Genomic DNA, 19,039 nt, shown 5'->3' with positions numbered 1-19,039 from the left:
TTCATGAAAGCAAATCAACTCGATATTCTTATTGTTCCTGGCTACAAAGGATCTGGTCCAGATCATTGGCAAACACGCTGGGAAAAAAAATTGTCGACAGCCAGCCGCATTGAACAACTCCATTGGTCAAAGCCTGTTTGTGAAGAGTGGGTTAACAAAGTTAAAACCGCCATCGCAAAAGCTCAAAGGCCTGTTATGCTTATTGCTCATTCATTAGGAGTTCCCAGTGTTATTCATGCAACTGTACAAAATACAGAAAAAATTTGTGGCGCATTCTTTGTTGCACCTCCAGATGTCGCCAATGAAAAAATACGTCCCAAACATTTAATGACATTTGGCCCCTATCATCGCCAAAAGCTTCCTTTTCCTTCTATTGTCATAGCCAGTCGCAACGATGAGTTTTGTCAATTTTCAGTAGCAGAAAAAATTGCCAATGATTGGGGATCACTCTTTGTTGATGCTGGGTATTCTGGCCATATTAACGCAGAATCCGGACACGGACCTTGGCCTGAAGGGCTTATGGTCCTCTCTCACTTTCTTGCAAAAATTTGATCCAAAAGAGGTGATCTTCTTTCTCATCGCTTATGTATCTTCACCTTTGGGTAAACGTGTAATGATAAAAATTATAAAAGTATCATAGCAATATCATTGAGAAATTCTATCAATTAGGATAGTATCATTTATCAATGTTATTAAAAACCTCTCAAGATAAATAGAGAATCATGATGAATCGTCGCCACCGTATTTATGAAGGCAAGGCTAAAATTTTATATGAAGGACCTGAACCAGGGACTTATATTCAATTTTTTAAAGATGATGCAACTGCCTTTAATGCAAAAAAACATGAAATTATCGACGGAAAGGGGGTTTTAAACAACCGAATTTCGGAACATATTTTTAGCCATCTTGGACGTTTGGGCATCCCAACACATTTTATCAAACGTATAAACATGCGCGAACAGCTTATTAAAGCGGTGGAAATCATTCCGTTGGAAGTTGTTGTTCGCAATGTTGCTGCTGGCTCTCTTGCTAAGCGTTTAGGACTGGAAGAAGGAACCCCGCTTCCGCAATCCATCATTGAATTCTACTATAAAAATGATTCTCTCGATGATCCTATGGTAACGGAAGAACATATCACAGCTTTTGGGTGGGCTGTCCCACAAGAGATAGAAGATATCATGCAACTTTCAATTCGTATTAATGATTTTCTTTCTGGGCTTTTTGCCGGTGTTAACATCCAATTAATTGATTTTAAAATGGAATTTGGTCGCCTGTGGGAAGATGAAACGATGCGCATTGTTCTTGCTGATGAAATCTCTCCTGATTCTGCACGACTATGGGATATGCACACACAAGAAAAAATGGATAAAGACCGTTTTCGTCGTGATATGGGTGGGCTTATTAATGCCTATCAAGAAGTTGCCAAACGTCTTGGTATTATGAATGAAAATGAACCAACACGACCAAGTGGTCCCGTTCTCGTAAAGTAAAAACAAGGTAAAAAAACATCACCTTATATAAATACCCCTCTTTCAAAGGAGAGGTTCTTTAAAAAAGCAGGAAGCAAAAAATGAAAGCACGCATTACAGTTACTTTAAGAGAAAGCGTTCTTGATCCACAAGGAGAAGCAATTGTCGGTGCTTTAAAAAGTTTAGCTTTCGAAGGCATTCAATCCATTCGTCAAGGAAAGGTTTTTGATATTGTTCTTGATGAACTACCTTCTGAAACCGCAAAGAAAAAACTTGAACAAATGTGTGAAGAGTTACTCGCAAATACTGTCATTGAAAATTATACAATCGAACTTTTTTAAGTGAAACGCTCATGAAAACTGCCATCATTCAACTTCCTGGATTAAATCGTGATCGAGATATGGTTGCAGCATTACATCATATAACGGGAGTTGAGCCACTAAAAATTTGGCAAACAGAAACAACAATTCCAGATGTAGATGTTATTATTATTCCTGGTGGCTTTTCCTATGGCGACTACTTAAGATGTGGTGCGATTGGAGCGCGAACTCCCGTCTTAAAAGCCATTCGTGAAAAAGCACAAGAAGGTACGACAATTATAGGTATCTGTAATGGATTTCAAATTTTGTTGGAAGCAGGATTATTACCCGGTACTTTAATGCGTAACGCTTCTTTAAAGTTTGTTTGTCGTGAAATCAAACTTGAAGTCGTCAACGCCAAGACAAAATTTTCTCGATATTATTCTAAAGGACAAATTATTCGTTGTCCTGTTGCCCATCATGACGGAAATTATTTTGTTGATAGTGAAACATTGAAACAAATGGAAGACAATGAACAAATTGTTTTTCGCTATGCAGAAAATACAAACCCGAACGGCTCAATGAAAGATATTGCTGGTATTGTTAATAAAACTGGTAATATTCTTGGTATGATGCCCCATCCTGAAAACTTTATTGAACCCGCCCATGGAGGTACTGACGGTCGTTTACTTTTTCAAAGTGCTTTAGAGTTAGTAAATGGATAATGCTGCAAAAATACTCGCGCTCCATAATTTAAAAAAACAAGGATTTATACCATTTCTCGCATCGTAAATCTATAAACAAAGCTCTTCACAAACAACAATGGATATTATTTTCTAAACACATAATTATTTAAGACCATTTTTAGTCTTAAATCCCACCAAATAAACGGACAAAATCTTCAGCTTACTGTCTATAAATATTTTTATTATTAAACAACATTATTGTTTATAATATAAGCTGCTAGGTTAAAAAAATAAAAATGCTAAATTTCGATTAATTTGACGGATAAATACTCATGAAGCCTTGCAATAACATCACTATTACACCAGAACTCATTGCACAACACGGGCTAAAAGAAGATGAATATCAACGTATCCTAACGTTAATTGGTAGAGAACCAACATTTACTGAACTAGGAATTTTTTCTGCAATGTGGAACGAACATTGTTCCTATAAATCATCTAAAAAATGGCTAAAAACTCTTCCAACAGAAGGAAAATGTGTCATCCAAGGACCTGGTGAAAATGCTGGTGTTGTCGATATTGGCGAAGGACAATGTGTTGTTTTCAAAATGGAAAGCCATAACCACCCTTCTTATATTGAACCTTATCAAGGTGCAGCGACAGGTGTTGGTGGTATTTTACGTGATGTATTTACAATGGGAGCCCGTCCTGTTGCTGCTATGAATGCATTGCGATTTGGTGCTCCTGATCATCCACGAACACGCCATCTTGTTTCTGGTGTTGTTTCTGGAATAGGTGGTTACAGCAATTCTTTTGGCGTTCCAACGGTTGGTGGAGAAGTAAATTTTGATGAGCGTTATAATGGCAATATCCTTGTTAACGCTTTTGTCGCCGGTATTGCAAAGACAAACGCCCTTTTTTATTCTAAAGCGCAAGGTATTGGACTCCCTGTTGTTTATCTTGGTGCAAAAACAGGACGTGATGGTGTCGGTGGAGCAACAATGGCCTCTGCTGAATTTGATGATTCAATCAGTGAAAAACGCCCAACTGTTCAAGTAGGTGATCCTTTTACAGAAAAATGTCTCCTTGAAGCATGTTTAGAGCTCATGGAACTTAGAGCCGTGGTTGCTATTCAAGATATGGGAGCTGCAGGACTCACCTCTTCTGCCGTTGAAATGGGAGCAAAAGGAAATTTAGGGATACAGCTTAATCTCGATACAGTTCCTGTTCGAGAAGAAAACATGACAGCCTATGAAATGATGCTTTCTGAAAGTCAAGAGCGTATGCTCATGGTCCTTAAACCAGAACTAGAAAAGCAAGCAGAAGCAATTTTTCATAAGTGGGGGCTACATTTTTCTATCATTGGGAAAACAACCGATGATTTACGTTTTCGTGTATTTCATCAAGGGGAAGAAGTTGTCAATCTTCCCATCAAAGAGCTTGGTGATGAAGCGCCTGTTTATGATCGTCCTTGGAGTGAGCCGGCAAAAAAAACACCCTTGAAAGCAGAAGACGTCAAAAAAGTTGAAAATCTTGGTGATGCGCTTCTGACCTTATTGAATTCTGCTAATCAAAGTTCACGGCGATGGGTTTATGAACAATATGATACCCTTATCCAAGGAAATAGCCTTGTTTGTCCAGGAGGTGATGCAGGCGTTATCCGTGTAGGAAACAACAGCAAACGTGCTCTTGCTTTTTCTTCTGATGTAACACCTCGCTATTGTGAAGCAGACCCTTATGAAGGGGGGAAACAAGCTGTCGCAGAATGCTGGCGAAACATTAGTACGACAGGTGCAACACCACTGGCTGCTACAGATAATCTCAATTTTGGTAACCCTGAAAAACCTGAAATTATGGGACAGCTGGTTTTTGCTATTAAAGGTATAGGAGAAGCTTGTAGAATCCTCGATTTTCCTATCGTTTCAGGCAATGTTTCTCTTTACAATGAAACAAATGGGGAAGCCATTCTTCCAACCCCCACAATTGCTGGGGTAGGTCTTCTTAATGATTGGTCTAAAATGGTAACAATAAGTGGTATGCAAAATGGAGATATTCTTGTTTTAGTAGGAAATTGCGGCTCCCATTTAGGACAATCAATCTATGCACGTAACATTTTAAATATTGATGCAGGCGCCCCCCCCCCTATAGATTTACAACTTGAAAAAAAGCATGGTCAATTTGTTCGAGATGTCATACATCGTGGTTTTATTCACGCCGCCCATGACCTTTCTGACGGAGGATTAGCGATAGCACTTGCTGAAATGGTGATTAAAGCAGGTAAAGGAATCAAAGTAAAATTAAGCAATAAATCACCCCATCATGCAGAACTTTTTGGAGAAGACCAAGGACGTTATCTTTTAGCCGTCAAACCTCACTCTCTTAATAGTCTTAAAGAGCGTGCACAAATCAATACAGTTTCTTTAACAGAGCTAGGTCAAGTCGAGGGTACTTCCCTTAATATAGATGGGATATTAACACTTTCAGTAGACAAACTCACAAAAGCCTATGAAAACTGGTTTCCACAATTTATGGGTGAAGAATAAAAATTGTTTTTTCTCTTAAACAGCCTTTATAAAAAAATGAACAACATAGGAGAATAATGATGGCAATGAGTGCCCATGCAATTGAAACGCTTATTCGTGAAGGCATTCCTGATGCTACTGTAACAATTCGTGATCTTGCTGGAGATGGGGAACATTATGCTGCAGAAGTTATTTCTGAAAGTTTTCGTGGTAAAACCCGTGTTCAACAACATAAAATGGTCTATGATGCCCTTAAAGGCAATATGGGAAATGACCTTCACGCCTTAATGTTGCAAACAAATGTCCCAAAATAATCTAAAATTTTTTCTTGCATTCACACATTTAATACGATTAAAAGCAGTATGGATATAAATTACACACTGATAAAAATCTGAAATATCGAGGGATAAAAATGACCACTGTTCATGATTTTATTGACAACGAAATTAAAACAAACGACGTCATTTTATTCATGAAAGGAACACCTGACGCTCCGCAATGCGGGTTTTCAGGACAAGTGGTTCAAATCCTTGATTATTTAGGATTGAATTATAAAGGGATTAATATCTTAACTTCTAACGAATTGCGTCAAGGGATTAAAGATTACTCAAATTGGCCAACAATTCCACAGCTTTATATCAAAGGTGAATTTATCGGAGGCTGTGATATTGTTAAAGAGATGTTTCAAAACAATGAGTTACAGGAACTTTTGAAAGAAAAAAATATTCCCTGTAATCAATCATAGGTATCTTTCATTTTATTCAGACTCTTAAAAAGAGCTGTTTTCAGACGAAATTTTTATTTCAAGGATGCCATATGTCATATTCAGTCGATGAACAAACGCATAGAGATGCGATTAGAAACAAAATTGGCTATAAAGAATTTGTTATTCTTATTGCTTCGCTTATGGCTATTAACGCTATAGCTGTTGATATTATGCTGCCAGCTATGCCCAATATTTTAGACGGCTTAAATGTTCTCAATGAAAATGATCAACATTATATCATTTCGAGTTATCTTATTAGCTATGGCATTGCTCAAATATTTTTCGGTCCAATAAGCGATAGGTATGGACGACGTAAACTTATTCTTCTCGGGCTTGCTTTTTATTCATTTACGGCGATTGGCTGTGCCTTTGTAACTGATTTTTCTCTCTTGCTTATTTTACGTATCTTGCAAGGTATTGGAGGGGCTGCTATGCGGGTTCTTACAGTTTCCGTCGTACGTGATCTTTACAGTGGTCGAAAAATGGCAGAAGTTATGTCTATTGTTATGATGGTTTTTCTTGTTGCACCAATGGTTGGTCCCGCAACAGGACAGCTCATTTTACTGCTCGGACATTGGCAATATATTTTTATTTTCATGGCAATGATTGGTTTAGGACTGATGATTTGGATTCAACTGCGCTTGCCTGAAACTCTTTATACGCAACGCTCTCTTTCCTTTTTTTCAGTTAAACACAACTTATGGATTGTAATAACCAATCGCACAACACTTTGCTATACACTTGCAACTTCCATTATTTTAGGCTGTATCTTTACCGCCGTTAATACATCACAACAAACATATGAAGGGATCTATAATCTAGGACTTTGGTTCCCTATTGCTTTTGCAGTTGGTGCTGCATTTCAAGCTCTATCATCATTCTTTAACTCTCAACTCGTTGGACGCCTTGGAATGCGGCGTATTGCTCATACTATGCTTTTGCTCTTTTGTGCCGCTTCATGCATTTGGTTTATTGGGTCCATCTTAGCAGGTGGTGTTATCCCTTTTCCTTTTTATATGACGTTATATTGTATATTAATGTTTACCTGCGGTGGTATTATGGCCAATTTCAATACACTCGCTCTTGAACCTGTAGGAGAAATAGCTGGAACAGCTTCTTCTGTATCCGGCTTTCTTCAAACATCTATCGGTGCAGGACTTAGCTTTTTTATTGCCCAACAATTTGATGAAACAACCATCCCAAACTCAGCAGGATTTTTCTTTCTGAGTCTCACTGCCATACTTCTCGTCTTATGGGCTGAACGTGGTCATCTTTTTAGACAATATCATAGTAATCCTAACGAATAAATATTACTATGAAAGATTAATAACATCTCTCTTGAACAATAAGAAACAATAAGAAGATAAATCTATCAGACAAAATAAAACATCTCCAAATAGAACACTCTTGTGTTAACATTCACATTGTTTGTTTAAAGGTACAGCTCTCGAAATATCAAATCATTTCACGACAGCACCCATAAATGGTATAATGTAAAAAAACAAACATACCTATTGTTGCAACAACTCTTGTATGTGAAACGGTTTATTAAAAAATATTTTTATTCTTTTCTTCAATAGTTTTTATGAAGACGGGCTGGTCTCTCATCTCATGATAGGCAAACAAACAGTTTTGATTGATTTAACCTGAACAAGATCGAAATAAGAGAAAAACTTACGCTTTAGGTCTTTCTTTCAATATAAAAAATAATAAATTATCCTTATAAATTAATATCTTAAACAATCATAAAACTATAGGGAATTTTCCCCATTTATAAAATACATTTAATTAATAAATTTTCCTGATTTTGGAAATCCTTTTGGAACCAAACGCCCAACTCCCGCACGCGTTCCCATCCATTCAAAGAGATCGTCCGCCTGACGGTTAAAGATTCGTTCAGCTGTATCTTGCCAACTTAAGCCTTCTGATAAATTAAAAGTCTTGGCATCAACAACACCACCTTCTTTATAACGCTGTAAACGAACACCTTTACCGCGATTCATTTCTGGTATTTGTTCAATAGAAAAAATAAGCATTTTACGGTTTTCACCAACTACAGCCACATGATCACCATTTACCGGAACACAAAGATTTACCTTATCAGGAGCTTTCACATTCATCACTTGCTTTCCTTTTCGTGTATTGGCGATCACTTCTGCAGAAGAAACAATAAAACCATTACCGTGAGATGAAACCAAGAGCAATTTTTCCTCGGCGCGATGCACAAAAGCTGTGAGAACATCGTGCTCATCATCCATATCAACTAAAAGACGAATAGGTTCACCATGTCCCCGCCCTCCAGGTAAACTATTTGCACTAATAGCAAAAAACTTTCCACCCGTACTGATCAGCACAATCTTGTCGGTTGTAAATGCCGGAAATGCTAACTTTAAACTGTCTCCTTCTTTAAAAGAAAGCGCTTTATAATCGGTCAAATGTCCCTTCAAAGCGCGCATCCACCCCTTTTCAGAAATAACAATAGTAATCGGTTCTTTTTCGATCATTGCTTGTTGAATATCATCAAGATCATGTCTTGGTGCCTCTTCAAACGTCGTACGTCTTTTCCCCAAGAGTGTTTCAGGACCAAAAGTGTTTCGAACTTTTTTGATTTCTTCTGAAATTATTTTCCACTGTTTTATAGGAGAAGCTAACAAATTCTGTAGTTTTTCTTTTTCAGCTTTCAAACTTTCAAATTCTTTACGAATTTCAAATTCCTCAAGTTTACGCAAAGAACGCAAGCGCATATTAAGAATAGCTTCAGCTTGATTTTCTGTTAATTCAAACCGATTAATCAGCTTCTTTTTCGGTTCATCCTCTTCACGAATAATCTGAATGACCTCATCGAGATTTAAATAGGCAATAAGATATCCATGAAGAATTTCCAATCGGCTATCAATTTGATCAAGCCGATAATGAGAGCGACGAATAAGCACTTCTTGACGATGTTCAAGCCATTGCTGCAAACTTTCTCGTAAAGAAAGAACATTGGGTATTTTTCCCAAAGACAAAACATTCAGATTGAGGGGAAATCTTACTTCAAAGTCAGTCAATTTAAAAAGAGACTCCATAAGGAGCTCCGGATCAACCGACCGATTTTTAGGAACCAGCACGATTCTGATATCTTCTGCTGATTCATCTTGGATATCCTCAAGCATTGGCAATCGGCGTGCAAGCAATAACTCTGCTGTTTTTTCAATAAGACGTGACTTTTGAATCTGATAGGGAATTTCAGTCACAACAATCACATAAGAACCACGGCTACCAGGTTCCTGATGCCAACGTGAACGCAAGCGAAAGAATCCACGCCCAACACGATAGGATTCCTCAATACTTTTTTTAGGTTCAACTAAAATTCCCCCCGTCGGAAAATCAGGACCAAGAACGAATTGATTTAATGCCTCATCATTTACATCGGGATGCGCAATCAAATGGAGTGCTGCATCACAAAGCTCAGCAACATTATGGGGTGGAATAGATGTTGCCATACCAACAGCAATACCAGAAGAACCATTTGCTAAAAGATTAGGGAAAGCTCCTGGTAAAACAACCGGCTCTTCATCTTCCTCATTATAGGTTAAACGAAAATCAATAGCATTCTCATTAATTCCTTCAAGTAACAATGCAGCCACTTCAGTCATACGTGCTTCCGTATAACGCATGGCAGCAGCATTATCACCATCAATATTACCAAAATTGCCTTGCCCATCAACCAACGGATAACGAACAGCAAAACTTTGAGCCAAGCGCACCAAGGCATCATAAATAGACGCATCCCCATGAGGATGAAATTTTCCCATGACATCACCAACAATCCGCGCACATTTCGCATAAGACTGTCCAGGATTTAGTTTGAGAAGACGCATCGCATGAACAATCCGCCGGTGGACCGGCTTCAATCCATCACGTACATCAGGCAATGCACGGTGTGTAATCGTAGAAAGTGCATAAGCCAAATAACGTTCCTGTAAAGCAGAGCGTAATTCTATTGGTTCAATATGTTCTTTATCAAAAGGTAAATTCATTTTATCAGACATAGTATTAAAACAACAATTCCCACAATAATAAGAAATTATCTTATAGGATTTATTTAGTGAAATCTTCTATGAGTCGACTTTTTTATTAAAAGTCAATTACATAAAAACAAACGCTGCAATTAGAACATGAACAGAAAATTATATCAATTTGAAAAATTTATACATGTCCGTCCCCCTTGTCCTAAGTAATTTATTGAAAGCTTTGTCAAATCCGACGATAATTTAACTGCCTACAAAGAGTTATTTCATCCTTTCTGGAATGACAAAAGCACCTTTCAAACATCATCTTTTATTATAAAGATAAATTGTATAACAATCCCCTTCAGTTTTTCTATGAAAAACTAAAAAATATTCAAAACTTATGAAATTTAAACTTTTTAGAGTAAGTCCATAGAATGGAAAATCACATTATTTTCATAAAAACGAAGAGACACAATTCTCTGCTACAACGTTGTAAAAACTTCAATAAAAAATAAATAATATATTAACACATAAAGATAATTCATTTTTTTCAACTAAAATGAGACTCCCGAATATTATAGAGTTCTTTCATTTCTAATTTATTCATGATCAAGCAATCATAATCATTTCCTCACCTATCACAAGTGGAAGAGCCACTATAGAAACAAGGAATAAAAATGCCTCGTAAAGAATCAACACAATAGCGTTTTTACCTATCTAAATTTCACAAACAGCCACACACACCGATGGCTCTTGAAAGGCATCAAAACTTCACTCTACGTAGAAAAGATGAAAACAATCCATTATCAACTTTATGAGCTATTTTTGTGAGTAGGAGCCATGCGGATTCCTAAATCACGTAATTGTGTAGGAGAAACATCAGACGGAGCACTCATCAAAAGATCAAGCGCCTGTTGATTCATAGGAAATAAAGCAACTTCACGCAAATTTTTAACACCTTGCAACAGCATAATGATGCGGTCAATTCCTGCAGCCATACCACCATGTGGTGGAGCCCCATAATGGAATGCACGATAAAGACCACCGAAACGATCTTTCACAACTTCCTTAGAAAGTCCTACAAGTTCAAAAACTTTAAGCATCATTTCTGGTAAGTGATTACGAATTCCACCTGATGCAATTTCATAACCATTGCAAACAAGATCATATTGAAAAGCTTTAATAGTAAGAGGATCTTGACAGGCAAGGGCATTTTCTCCCCCTTGAGGCATAGAAAAAGGATTATGTCCAAAATCAATCTTTTTTTCATCTTCATTCCATTCAAAAAATGGAAAATCAACAATCCACGCCAAAGAGAAACTATCTCTATCAAGAAGATCTAATTCTTCTCCTACCCTTGTGCGTGCGGCTCCGGCAAAAGATGAAAACTTTTTTGGATCGCCAGCTACAAAAAAACAGGCATCCCCACTTTCAAGCCCAAGCTGTATACGGATTGCTTCAGTCCTCTGTTCACCAATATTTTTGGCGATAGGCCCTGCTCCTTCAAATTTTCCTTCTTCTTCACGCCAAAAAATATAACCGAGCCCTGGTTGCCCCTCACCTTGTGCCCATACATTCATACGATCACAAAAAGCACGACTTCCACCCGTTTTAGCTGGAATAGCCCACACTTGAGCATTCTCATCATTCGCTAAAATTTGAGCAAAGACTTTGAAACCAGAATTATAAAAATGCTGAGAAACATCTTCCATAATGATCGGATTCCGGAGATCAGGCTTATCAGAACCATATTTTTGCATTGCTTCATCATAGGAAATGCGAGGAAAGCTTTGTGTCACAGTCTTTCCATCTGCAAATTCTTCAAAAATAGAACGCATAATAGGTTCCATAGTTGCTAAAACATCTTCTTGCTCAACAAAACTCATTTCAACATCTAATTGATAAAATTCACCAGGAAGACGGTCGGCCCTTGGATCTTCATCTCTAAAACATGGAGCAATCTGAAAATAACGATCAAAACCTGACATCATCAACAACTGTTTATATTGCTGTGGCGCTTGCGGTAACGCATAAAATTTTCCCTGATGAACACGACTTGGAACCAAAAAATCACGCGCTCCTTCCGGCGATGAAGCTGTCAAAAGTGGCGTCGTAAATTCCGTAAAACCATTATTTTGCATAGCCCGTCTCATAGCCGCAATAATTTCAGTCCGACGCATGATATTTTTGTGCATAGTCTCCCGACGCAAATCAAGAAAACGATATTTTAATCGAATATCTTCTGGATAATCAGGCTCACCAAAAATCGGTAAAGGAAGCTCATCAGATTTCGAAAGAATTTCTACCTCTTGTGCAAAAATTTCAATCTCACCTGTTGGAAGCGTTGCATTAATAACCTCATCAGAACGTGCACACACCTCCCCATCCACACGAATAACCCATTCAGAACGCACTTTTTCAATAACTTTAAAAGCTGGTGAAGCAGGATCAGCAACAATTTGTGTGATTCCAAAATGATCACGTAAATCCACAAAAAGAATCCCTCCATGATCACGAACACGATGAACCCACCCCGAAAGACGAACTTGTGTTCCTACATCACATCTACGAAGAGCCGCACAATGATGACTGCGATAACGGTGCATGTTTTTTGCCTTTGATTATAATATTCACATGCGCTACAAACGCTTTTTAATAACCATTTGTCAAGATATGAGAATAAAAACTCAAAAATAAAGTCAATAAAGCACAAATTTAATTTATCGAATTATAATAAAATGATGAATCTTATTACACAAACAACAGATCTTGAAATTGCACTTAACGCTCTACGTACCTCTGATTTTGTAACAGTCGATACTGAGTTTATCCGCGAAACAACTTTTTGGCCTCAACTGTGTTTAATCCAGCTCGCATCACCAGATGTCACAGTTTTGATTGATCCCATAGCACCAGATATTGATTTACAACCTTTTTTTGACTTTATGATCGATAAAAAAGTTGTAAAAGTTTTTCATGCTGCGCGCCAAGATATTGAAACAATTTATCATCTTGGAGGTGTTATTCCTTCCCCTCTCTTTGATACGCAAATAGCAGGATCAATTTGTGGATTTGGTGATTCTATCTCCTATGATCAAATTGTACAACGCTGCACGGGGCATCATCTTGATAAATCCTCCCGCTTTACAGACTGGAGTTACCGCCCTTTGTCTGAAAAACAACTGCTCTATGCACTTGCCGATGTAACTTACTTAAGAGATGTTTACCTGTTATTGAAAAAAAGGTTAGAAAAAAATCAACGTGCTCACTGGATGGACGATGAAATAACAATCCTTTTAAATCCTAAAACCTATGATATGCCAGAAGATGAAGCATGGAAAAAAGTGAAAGGAAAAATTAAAAAGCCACGTGAACTTGCTGTATTACAAAAGATAGCAGCTTGGCGGGAACGTGAAGCACGAAAATACAATATGCCACGTCGTCATATCATAAAAGATGAATGTCTTATAGAAATAGCAACCCAACAACCAAAAGATGAATCTGCATTAAAGCGGTTGCGCAGTCTTAATAAGAACTGGGATAAACTCTCAATTTCTCAATCATTAATCAAAGCTGTCCACGAAGGATTAGAGGTGGATCTTTCTGCTTTACCCCCCATTCCTAAACATAATCCACTCAATGATACGACGGCCGCTGTTATCGATCTACTCAAAGTGTTATTAAAAATTGTTGCAAATGAAAACAGCATTGCCCCTAAAATTATTGCAACATCTAATGATTTAGAAAAAATTGCCAATGGAGGAATAAAGAAAAATATTCCCGCTATGAATGGCTGGCGCTATGAAATATTTGGTCAAAAAGCCGAACAACTGCTAAAGGGCCAGATAGGATTTTACTTTAACGATGGAAAAATAAGCACAAAACAGCTTTAATTTACATTTTTATTTTAAAAATCCATTATGATACATATAATCTACATCAATTGGTATGCCCTATAGGCCAACGCAAATAGGATAAATAAAACCTACTTCTGACAAAGTTAAAAACTTAAATAGTAAACTCTTATTAAAAATGACAGATAAATCTTTATTAGATCAATCAAATAGCAATCTTATTAAGAAAATCTAAAAAAACAGACAGCTCCTCATTTAAAAGTTTTAAAAAGAAAAAGCTCTGATAATAAAAGCGCATTCATTACAAAAATAGTAGCCTAGCAATCGGAACAAACAAAGATATAATGCCTCACGTCACCATATCGTATTAAAAAACTACCGAGATTGCAATCTAACAATCAAAAACGAGCCAGCATAACAACTAAAACACCTAACAAAGGCAATATATTGATTTATAAAGATAATCTGGCGTTATTGATATTAAATTAGACCCCCGAATATCATAAGATTCTCTCATTCCATCTCAATAAGAATCATAAAGTTTTACATAAGAAATTATATGATAAAGCGCTGTTTTTTTTTATAGATTAAACGCCTTTCAAAAAATCATGGTTAATAAATAGTTATGATTTATTTCTATTTTTTATAGTGAAAGGATTTTATAATGACTGAAATGATATTCTTTTGACAGACCGTGAAAGTGCAAAACTGTTTCATATGAGTATTTCAACATTCCAGCGTCATGTAACCAATGGATCTCTTCCAAAACCTTTAAAGTTTTGTTTTTTATCGCGTTGGTTACAATCGAATCTTATCAAGATAATCGAGCAAGCTAAACAGAAACGTTATAACGACGCAGCATAAAAGAAAACCTTTTCACGTAAAAATGGACAAGGCTTTTCATTTTCACATGAAGCTTATGAAGTGAAAAATCTATCCTGTGACGCAAATAACAGAATAAAAAATTATGTTTTCTTTTATGAATGCTCAGGGCATTACAAATGCCTTGCATGGAGGCTGGCTTGGGCGTTATGGAACAAGTCCTATTGTCCAGCTCGTGATGATAGATTGCCTAGTTTATCCCTTGTCAATGGCCCTATTATAAGACATAAAACACGAATAAATTAGAAAAAAATCAAAAAATTTCAAAAGCGAGAGGTTGTTTTATTATTTTTGATAACTTCTGTAATCGTCCAAGAGGACGTTCTCCTAATAACCCAGCGTAATTCTTTGGGATCTGCAGGATAATATGATCTGCTTTTTTATGCCACAATAAATGAGGTAAAATTCCTGCAACAGAAGCACTAAAAAGATGAGCAATACGCATAGTTTCGCCAAGAATACGTGCTTTTTCAATTATATTTTGAGTTGCTAATTGAAAAATGGGAAGAGATTCTTTATCAACCAATAAACTCGTATTGCGAAAAAAAACAGCAAGCGCTGCATAAAGGCGCCCTTCATGAGAAATTCCTGGATAAGATCCTAAAGCTATTTGATTTGCTGCTTCATTGCCTCGATAATCTGGATGTATACGCCAACCAATATCTGCAAGAAGACAAGCGGCTTGACGATAACGGCATTCATTTTCGGTTTCTGAAATTCCAAAAACTTCAAAAGCATTCGTCGTAAAATCAATGAGTTCTTCTGCTTGTTTTGGTGAACGTGCCCGTAAAATAGCCATTTCTGTGCATGCTGCAATGAGAGGATCTGAAAGCCGAATCGCCTGCGGCAAACGTGAATAAAGAAAACCTTCACGAACGCCAGCACCAGAAAAGATTATCTTTTCAAACTCCATACACTGAATGAGTTCAATAAGAACTATTGCCCCATAAGATAAAAGTTTTCGACGATTCTGAGAAACCGCTGCAATCCCTCTCATATTATCAATATTGCCACGTGCTACAAGACGTAAAAAGTTCTCCATTTCAACGGCATCAACTTCATAGCCATGCATAACAGGGAGCCGATAGTGTTTCATTGCCATATGGAGTTTTGCCAAATTACGCCATGTCCCCCCTACTGCATAAAAATAACGTGCTATACCTTTACGAGTACGAACAACAGACGATTTATAAAATTGCTCATGTACAATTTTTGTAGCTACAGCACTATCATTATTTGACATATACTGTAGCCTTAAACCACCCAATGGAAGAGTTATCCCTTCACCAACATCAGAATGATCAATATCAATCAGCTCAAGACTTCCACCACCAAGATCCCCAGAAATACCTTTTGGTTGATAAAAAGTAGACACAACTCCATATGCTGAATACATAGCTTCTTCACTTCCTGAAAGAAGATATATTTTATTTTGCAAGATATCTTCAGCATGCTGAATAAATGCTACGCCATTCTGTGCATCTCGTGCTGCTGCTGTTGCTAAAGTATAGACCTCATCTGCCCCAATCTGTCGACAAAGCGTACGAAACCGTTTCAGTGTTTGCAACGCCATTTTCATTGATTTTTCTTCTAAAAATCCCGTTTTTGCCACACCATGACCGAGACCACAAAGAATCTTTTCATTAAACAAAACTGTTGGTGATCGAACAAGCCCCTCATAAATAACCAACCGAACAGAATTTGAGCCAATGTCAATAACAGCAACAGGCTTGCACCCTTTTAACCGACCTTGAGCATCTCTATATGTCATTGGATTTCAGTCTTTATGTATCTCGGCTTGTTGCCGATGCAACGTAACCAAGCGCGAAACAGAAGACTCAAAAGACTCATTTTCCCCCGCAAAACTTGTATTGGCCATAAAATACTCCTGCGCATTAAATAGACTTTCACCTATCTGCGGTGTAATACGTTTTGATGTTCCATCCTTAAGTATATCAAAGCTTTGTTGATTATCAATGATATTAGCTAACATAATCTGTAAAAGAATTTTTTGACGGACTATTTTATTAAAAACTGGAACCAATATTTCAATACGATAGTCCAGATTACGAGGCATCATATCAGCAGAGCCTAAGTAAACGATTGCATTTTCATTAGGCAAATCTTGACCATTCCCAAAACAAAAAATGCGACTATGTTCAAGAAAACGCCCGACAATTGATTTTACACGAATATTATCCGAAATTCCTAGAATACCAGGACGTAAACAACATATCCCCCGCACAACCAAATCAATTTGCACCCCTGCTTGACTAGCACGATATAAAGCATCAATAATTTCAGGATCTACCAATGCATTAACTTTCATCCAAATAGCAGCAAACCTTCCCTGTTGTGCGTAAACAATTTCTTCCTCAATATGCTCTAAGATACGACCACGCAATGTTAAGGGTGAAAAAGCAATCTTCATTGTTTCATTTGGACGCTCATATTGCGCAATATAATTGAACAATAACGCAACATCATGAGCGATATCATCATCTGTGGAAAAAAAAGAAAGATCGGTATAAGTTTTAGCGTTAATGGGATGATAATTTCCTGTCCCAAGATGAACATAAGAGCAAAGACGTTTTCCCTCACGTCTCACAACCAATGACATCTTAGCATGCGTTTTTAATGCAATAAAACCAAAAATAACTTGAACCCCAGCACATTCAAGATCTCGGGCCCAACGAATATTTGCTTCCTCATCAAAACGTGCTTTAAGTTCTACCAAAGCAGTCACAGACTTTCCCTGTTCAGCTGCTTCAATCAAAGCGCCAACAATTGGACTATCATTTGATGTACGATAAAGTGTTTGTTTGATTTCCACAACATCAGGATCGCAAGCAGCTTGACGTAAAAATTGGACAACAACATCAAATGTCTCATAGGGGTGATGAATCACAATATCATTTTCACGAATAGCCGCAAAACAATCCCCTTTATGTTTACGAATACATTCTGGAACACGAGAAATATAAGGAATAAATTTGAGATCATCACGAGGAATAGAAACAATTTCTGATACCGTATTAAGCGCTAAAAATCCATCAAGAACATTAATACAATTATCAGGAACAGCGAGACTATTCGCTATAAATTGACGTAAACTCTCTGGCATTTTTGCGTCAAACTCAACTCGAATAACCTGCCCACGGCGCCGCCTTTTAAGAGCAATTTCAAAAAAGTGAACAAGATCCTCAGCTTCTTCTTCTACTTCAATATCGCTATCTCGGATTACTCTAAATGTACCAATTCCTTTAACCTCATAGTTAGGAAATACATGTTTAATAAAAAGGCAAATAACATCTTCAGATGCAATAAAACGAAAATGATTGCCTTCTTGAGGAAGAAGAATAAAACGCCTTAAAAGCATTGAAATAGACAACAACACTGTGTGTGAGTTCTGATCAGTTTCTCCAGACAATTGAAGCGCAATAGAAAGCCCTAAATTAGGAATAAATGGAAAAGGATGAGTAGAATCAACAGGCAAAGGTTTTAAAACAGGAAAAATTGTCTCAAGAAAATATTTTTCAAGCCATAATTTTTCAATTTCTGAAAGATCATCAGAACAAATAATTTCAATATCATTCTTTTTTAATTCATCACGTAAAACATTCAATTCTCGTAGTTGGTGAGCCTGCAGCTTTAAAATCTCAGCTAATACAATATCAAGTTGTTCCTGTGGAGTGTGCCCATCTGCACTGCACGCTGTAACGCGAGCACGAATTTGAGCTGCTAGTCCTGCAACACGAACCATAAAAAACTCATCAAGATTTGCAGCTGAAATAGAAAGAAATTGTAGACGTTCTAATAAAGGATGTTTCGAATTAGCCGCTTCCATCAAAACACGATTATTAAATTGTAGCCATGAAAACTCTCGATTAATAAACCGTACCGGATTTTTCATTGTTATATTCGATATAGAAATTTTATTTACCACCCTCTGTTCCATATATCCTAAATAATTTTCTTTTATATTTTCTAAAATCCTTGACGAAATATCTCACATAACATTTGATAATATGTTATCATCATAATAATATATCAATGCTTAACTTCCCTCATCATTTTTCCATTTAATATTTAAAAATACTTGGAATTATTGCTATGCGCAAAGCACTAAAAGCTAAGACAACTATTCTAATATAGCATAAAAGAAGAGAAATTTGTCTTAAAAAGCATCTTGCATTATTATACGCTTTATTACAAACTCACGCCTATAAAATAGAAGAGCCCAATCATAGCTGATGAGAAAATTTATTCTGGAGTTTGTATGCCATGGCTGATCACAATATTCCTCATTTCCAAAATGACCTTGGATATAAAACAATCGAAATTGGTGTGAAAGAATTTATGTGTGTAGGCGCTACACAACCATTCGATCATCCTCATATCTTTATCGACATGGGAACAGCAGATGAGAAAATTTGCCCTTACTGCTCAACCCTTTATCGTTATGTTCCCTCGCTATCATACGATCAAACAAACCCAACAGGATGCTTATATAATCCAGAAAAGCTATTATAATTGCGTTTTTTGGCTTTCTTAATAACCCCTCTT

General features: G+C 36.9%; 15 protein-coding genes. 11 read left to right on the top strand and 4 right to left on the bottom strand.

Annotated elements, in window-relative coordinates:
• Positions 1-3: 3 nt before the first annotated feature.
• The 8 genes from ACFIK0_RS05555 (at position 4) to ACFIK0_RS05520 (ending at position 7,049) form a co-directional block, all read left to right on the top strand.
• Complete coding sequence (locus ACFIK0_RS05555) at positions 4-552, top strand: RBBP9/YdeN family alpha/beta hydrolase (protein ID WP_375611547.1); 549 nt, start codon at positions 4-6, stop codon at positions 550-552.
• 173 nt (positions 553-725) lie between these two features.
• Positions 726-1,490: a phosphoribosylaminoimidazolesuccinocarboxamide synthase gene (gene purC, locus ACFIK0_RS05550; RefSeq protein ID WP_273791179.1), complete on the top strand. Its 765-nt coding sequence runs from the start codon at positions 726-728 to the stop codon at positions 1,488-1,490.
• Positions 1,491-1,570: 80 nt separating this feature from the next.
• Positions 1,571-1,810, top strand: a complete 240-nt coding sequence (gene purS, locus ACFIK0_RS05545) for a phosphoribosylformylglycinamidine synthase subunit PurS (RefSeq protein ID WP_273791180.1) — start codon at positions 1,571-1,573, stop codon at positions 1,808-1,810.
• Between the two features lie 11 nt (positions 1,811-1,821).
• Positions 1,822-2,493: a phosphoribosylformylglycinamidine synthase subunit PurQ gene (gene purQ, locus ACFIK0_RS05540; RefSeq protein ID WP_375637470.1), complete on the top strand. Its 672-nt coding sequence runs from the start codon at positions 1,822-1,824 to the stop codon at positions 2,491-2,493.
• A 293-nt stretch (positions 2,494-2,786) separates the two neighbouring features.
• Positions 2,787-4,997, top strand: coding sequence for a phosphoribosylformylglycinamidine synthase subunit PurL (gene purL / locus ACFIK0_RS05535; protein WP_375663632.1), 2,211 nt, complete (start codon positions 2,787-2,789; stop codon positions 4,995-4,997).
• Positions 4,998-5,056: 59 nt separating this feature from the next.
• Positions 5,057-5,290 carry a BolA family transcriptional regulator gene (locus ACFIK0_RS05530; RefSeq protein WP_273791183.1) on the top strand — a complete coding sequence of 78 codons (234 nt, stop codon included), beginning with the start codon at positions 5,057-5,059 and terminating at the stop codon, positions 5,288-5,290.
• A gap of 98 nt (positions 5,291-5,388) precedes the next feature.
• Positions 5,389-5,721 carry a Grx4 family monothiol glutaredoxin gene (gene grxD, locus ACFIK0_RS05525; RefSeq protein WP_375606638.1) on the top strand — a complete coding sequence of 111 codons (333 nt, stop codon included), beginning with the start codon at positions 5,389-5,391 and terminating at the stop codon, positions 5,719-5,721.
• Positions 5,722-5,792: 71 nt separating this feature from the next.
• A complete protein-coding gene (locus tag ACFIK0_RS05520) occupies positions 5,793-7,049 on the top strand; it encodes a multidrug effflux MFS transporter (RefSeq protein WP_375631256.1) in 1,257 nt (418 codons plus the stop codon).
• 477 nt (positions 7,050-7,526) lie between these two features.
• Here the strand turns inward: ACFIK0_RS05520 and parC are convergent, their stop codons facing one another.
• Positions 7,527-9,776: a DNA topoisomerase IV subunit A gene (gene parC / locus ACFIK0_RS05515; protein ID WP_375663631.1), complete on the bottom strand. Its 2,250-nt coding sequence runs from the start codon at positions 9,774-9,776 to the stop codon at positions 7,527-7,529.
• 773 nt (positions 9,777-10,549) lie between these two features.
• Positions 10,550-12,343, bottom strand: coding sequence for an aspartate--tRNA ligase (gene aspS / locus ACFIK0_RS05510; protein WP_273791187.1), 1,794 nt, complete (start codon positions 12,341-12,343; stop codon positions 10,550-10,552).
• Positions 12,344-12,475: 132 nt separating this feature from the next.
• Here aspS and rnd point away from each other — a divergent pair, with 132 nt between their 5' ends.
• Both rnd and ACFIK0_RS05500 read left to right on the top strand, forming a co-directional pair.
• Positions 12,476-13,630 carry a ribonuclease D gene (gene rnd / locus ACFIK0_RS05505; protein ID WP_375663630.1) on the top strand — a complete coding sequence of 385 codons (1,155 nt, stop codon included), beginning with the start codon at positions 12,476-12,478 and terminating at the stop codon, positions 13,628-13,630.
• A 639-nt stretch (positions 13,631-14,269) separates the two neighbouring features.
• On the top strand, positions 14,270-14,455 hold the full coding sequence (locus ACFIK0_RS05500) for a DNA-binding protein (RefSeq protein ID WP_273791207.1): 186 nt from the start codon (positions 14,270-14,272) through the stop codon (positions 14,453-14,455).
• 271 nt (positions 14,456-14,726) lie between these two features.
• Here the strand turns inward: ACFIK0_RS05500 and ppx are convergent, their stop codons facing one another.
• Together ppx and ACFIK0_RS05490 are read right to left on the bottom strand one after the other, a co-directional pair.
• Positions 14,727-16,244, bottom strand: a complete 1,518-nt coding sequence (ppx, locus tag ACFIK0_RS05495; protein WP_273791189.1) for an exopolyphosphatase — start codon at positions 16,242-16,244, stop codon at positions 14,727-14,729.
• A gap of 6 nt (positions 16,245-16,250) precedes the next feature.
• Entirely contained in the window at positions 16,251-18,431 is a 2,181-nt protein-coding gene (locus ACFIK0_RS05490) for an RNA degradosome polyphosphate kinase (protein WP_375663629.1), read from the bottom strand.
• 326 nt (positions 18,432-18,757) lie between these two features.
• Between ACFIK0_RS05490 and ACFIK0_RS05485 the strand changes: the two genes are divergently transcribed.
• Positions 18,758-19,006 carry a zinc-finger domain-containing protein gene (locus ACFIK0_RS05485; protein ID WP_273791191.1) on the top strand — a complete coding sequence of 83 codons (249 nt, stop codon included), beginning with the start codon at positions 18,758-18,760 and terminating at the stop codon, positions 19,004-19,006.
• Positions 19,007-19,039 lie beyond the last annotated feature (33 nt).

The organism is Bartonella sp. CL63NXGY (assembly GCF_042194905.1).
Classification (GTDB): Bacteria; Pseudomonadota; Alphaproteobacteria; order Rhizobiales; family Rhizobiaceae; genus Bartonella.
This window is presented reverse-complemented; position numbering and strand designations above follow the sequence as displayed.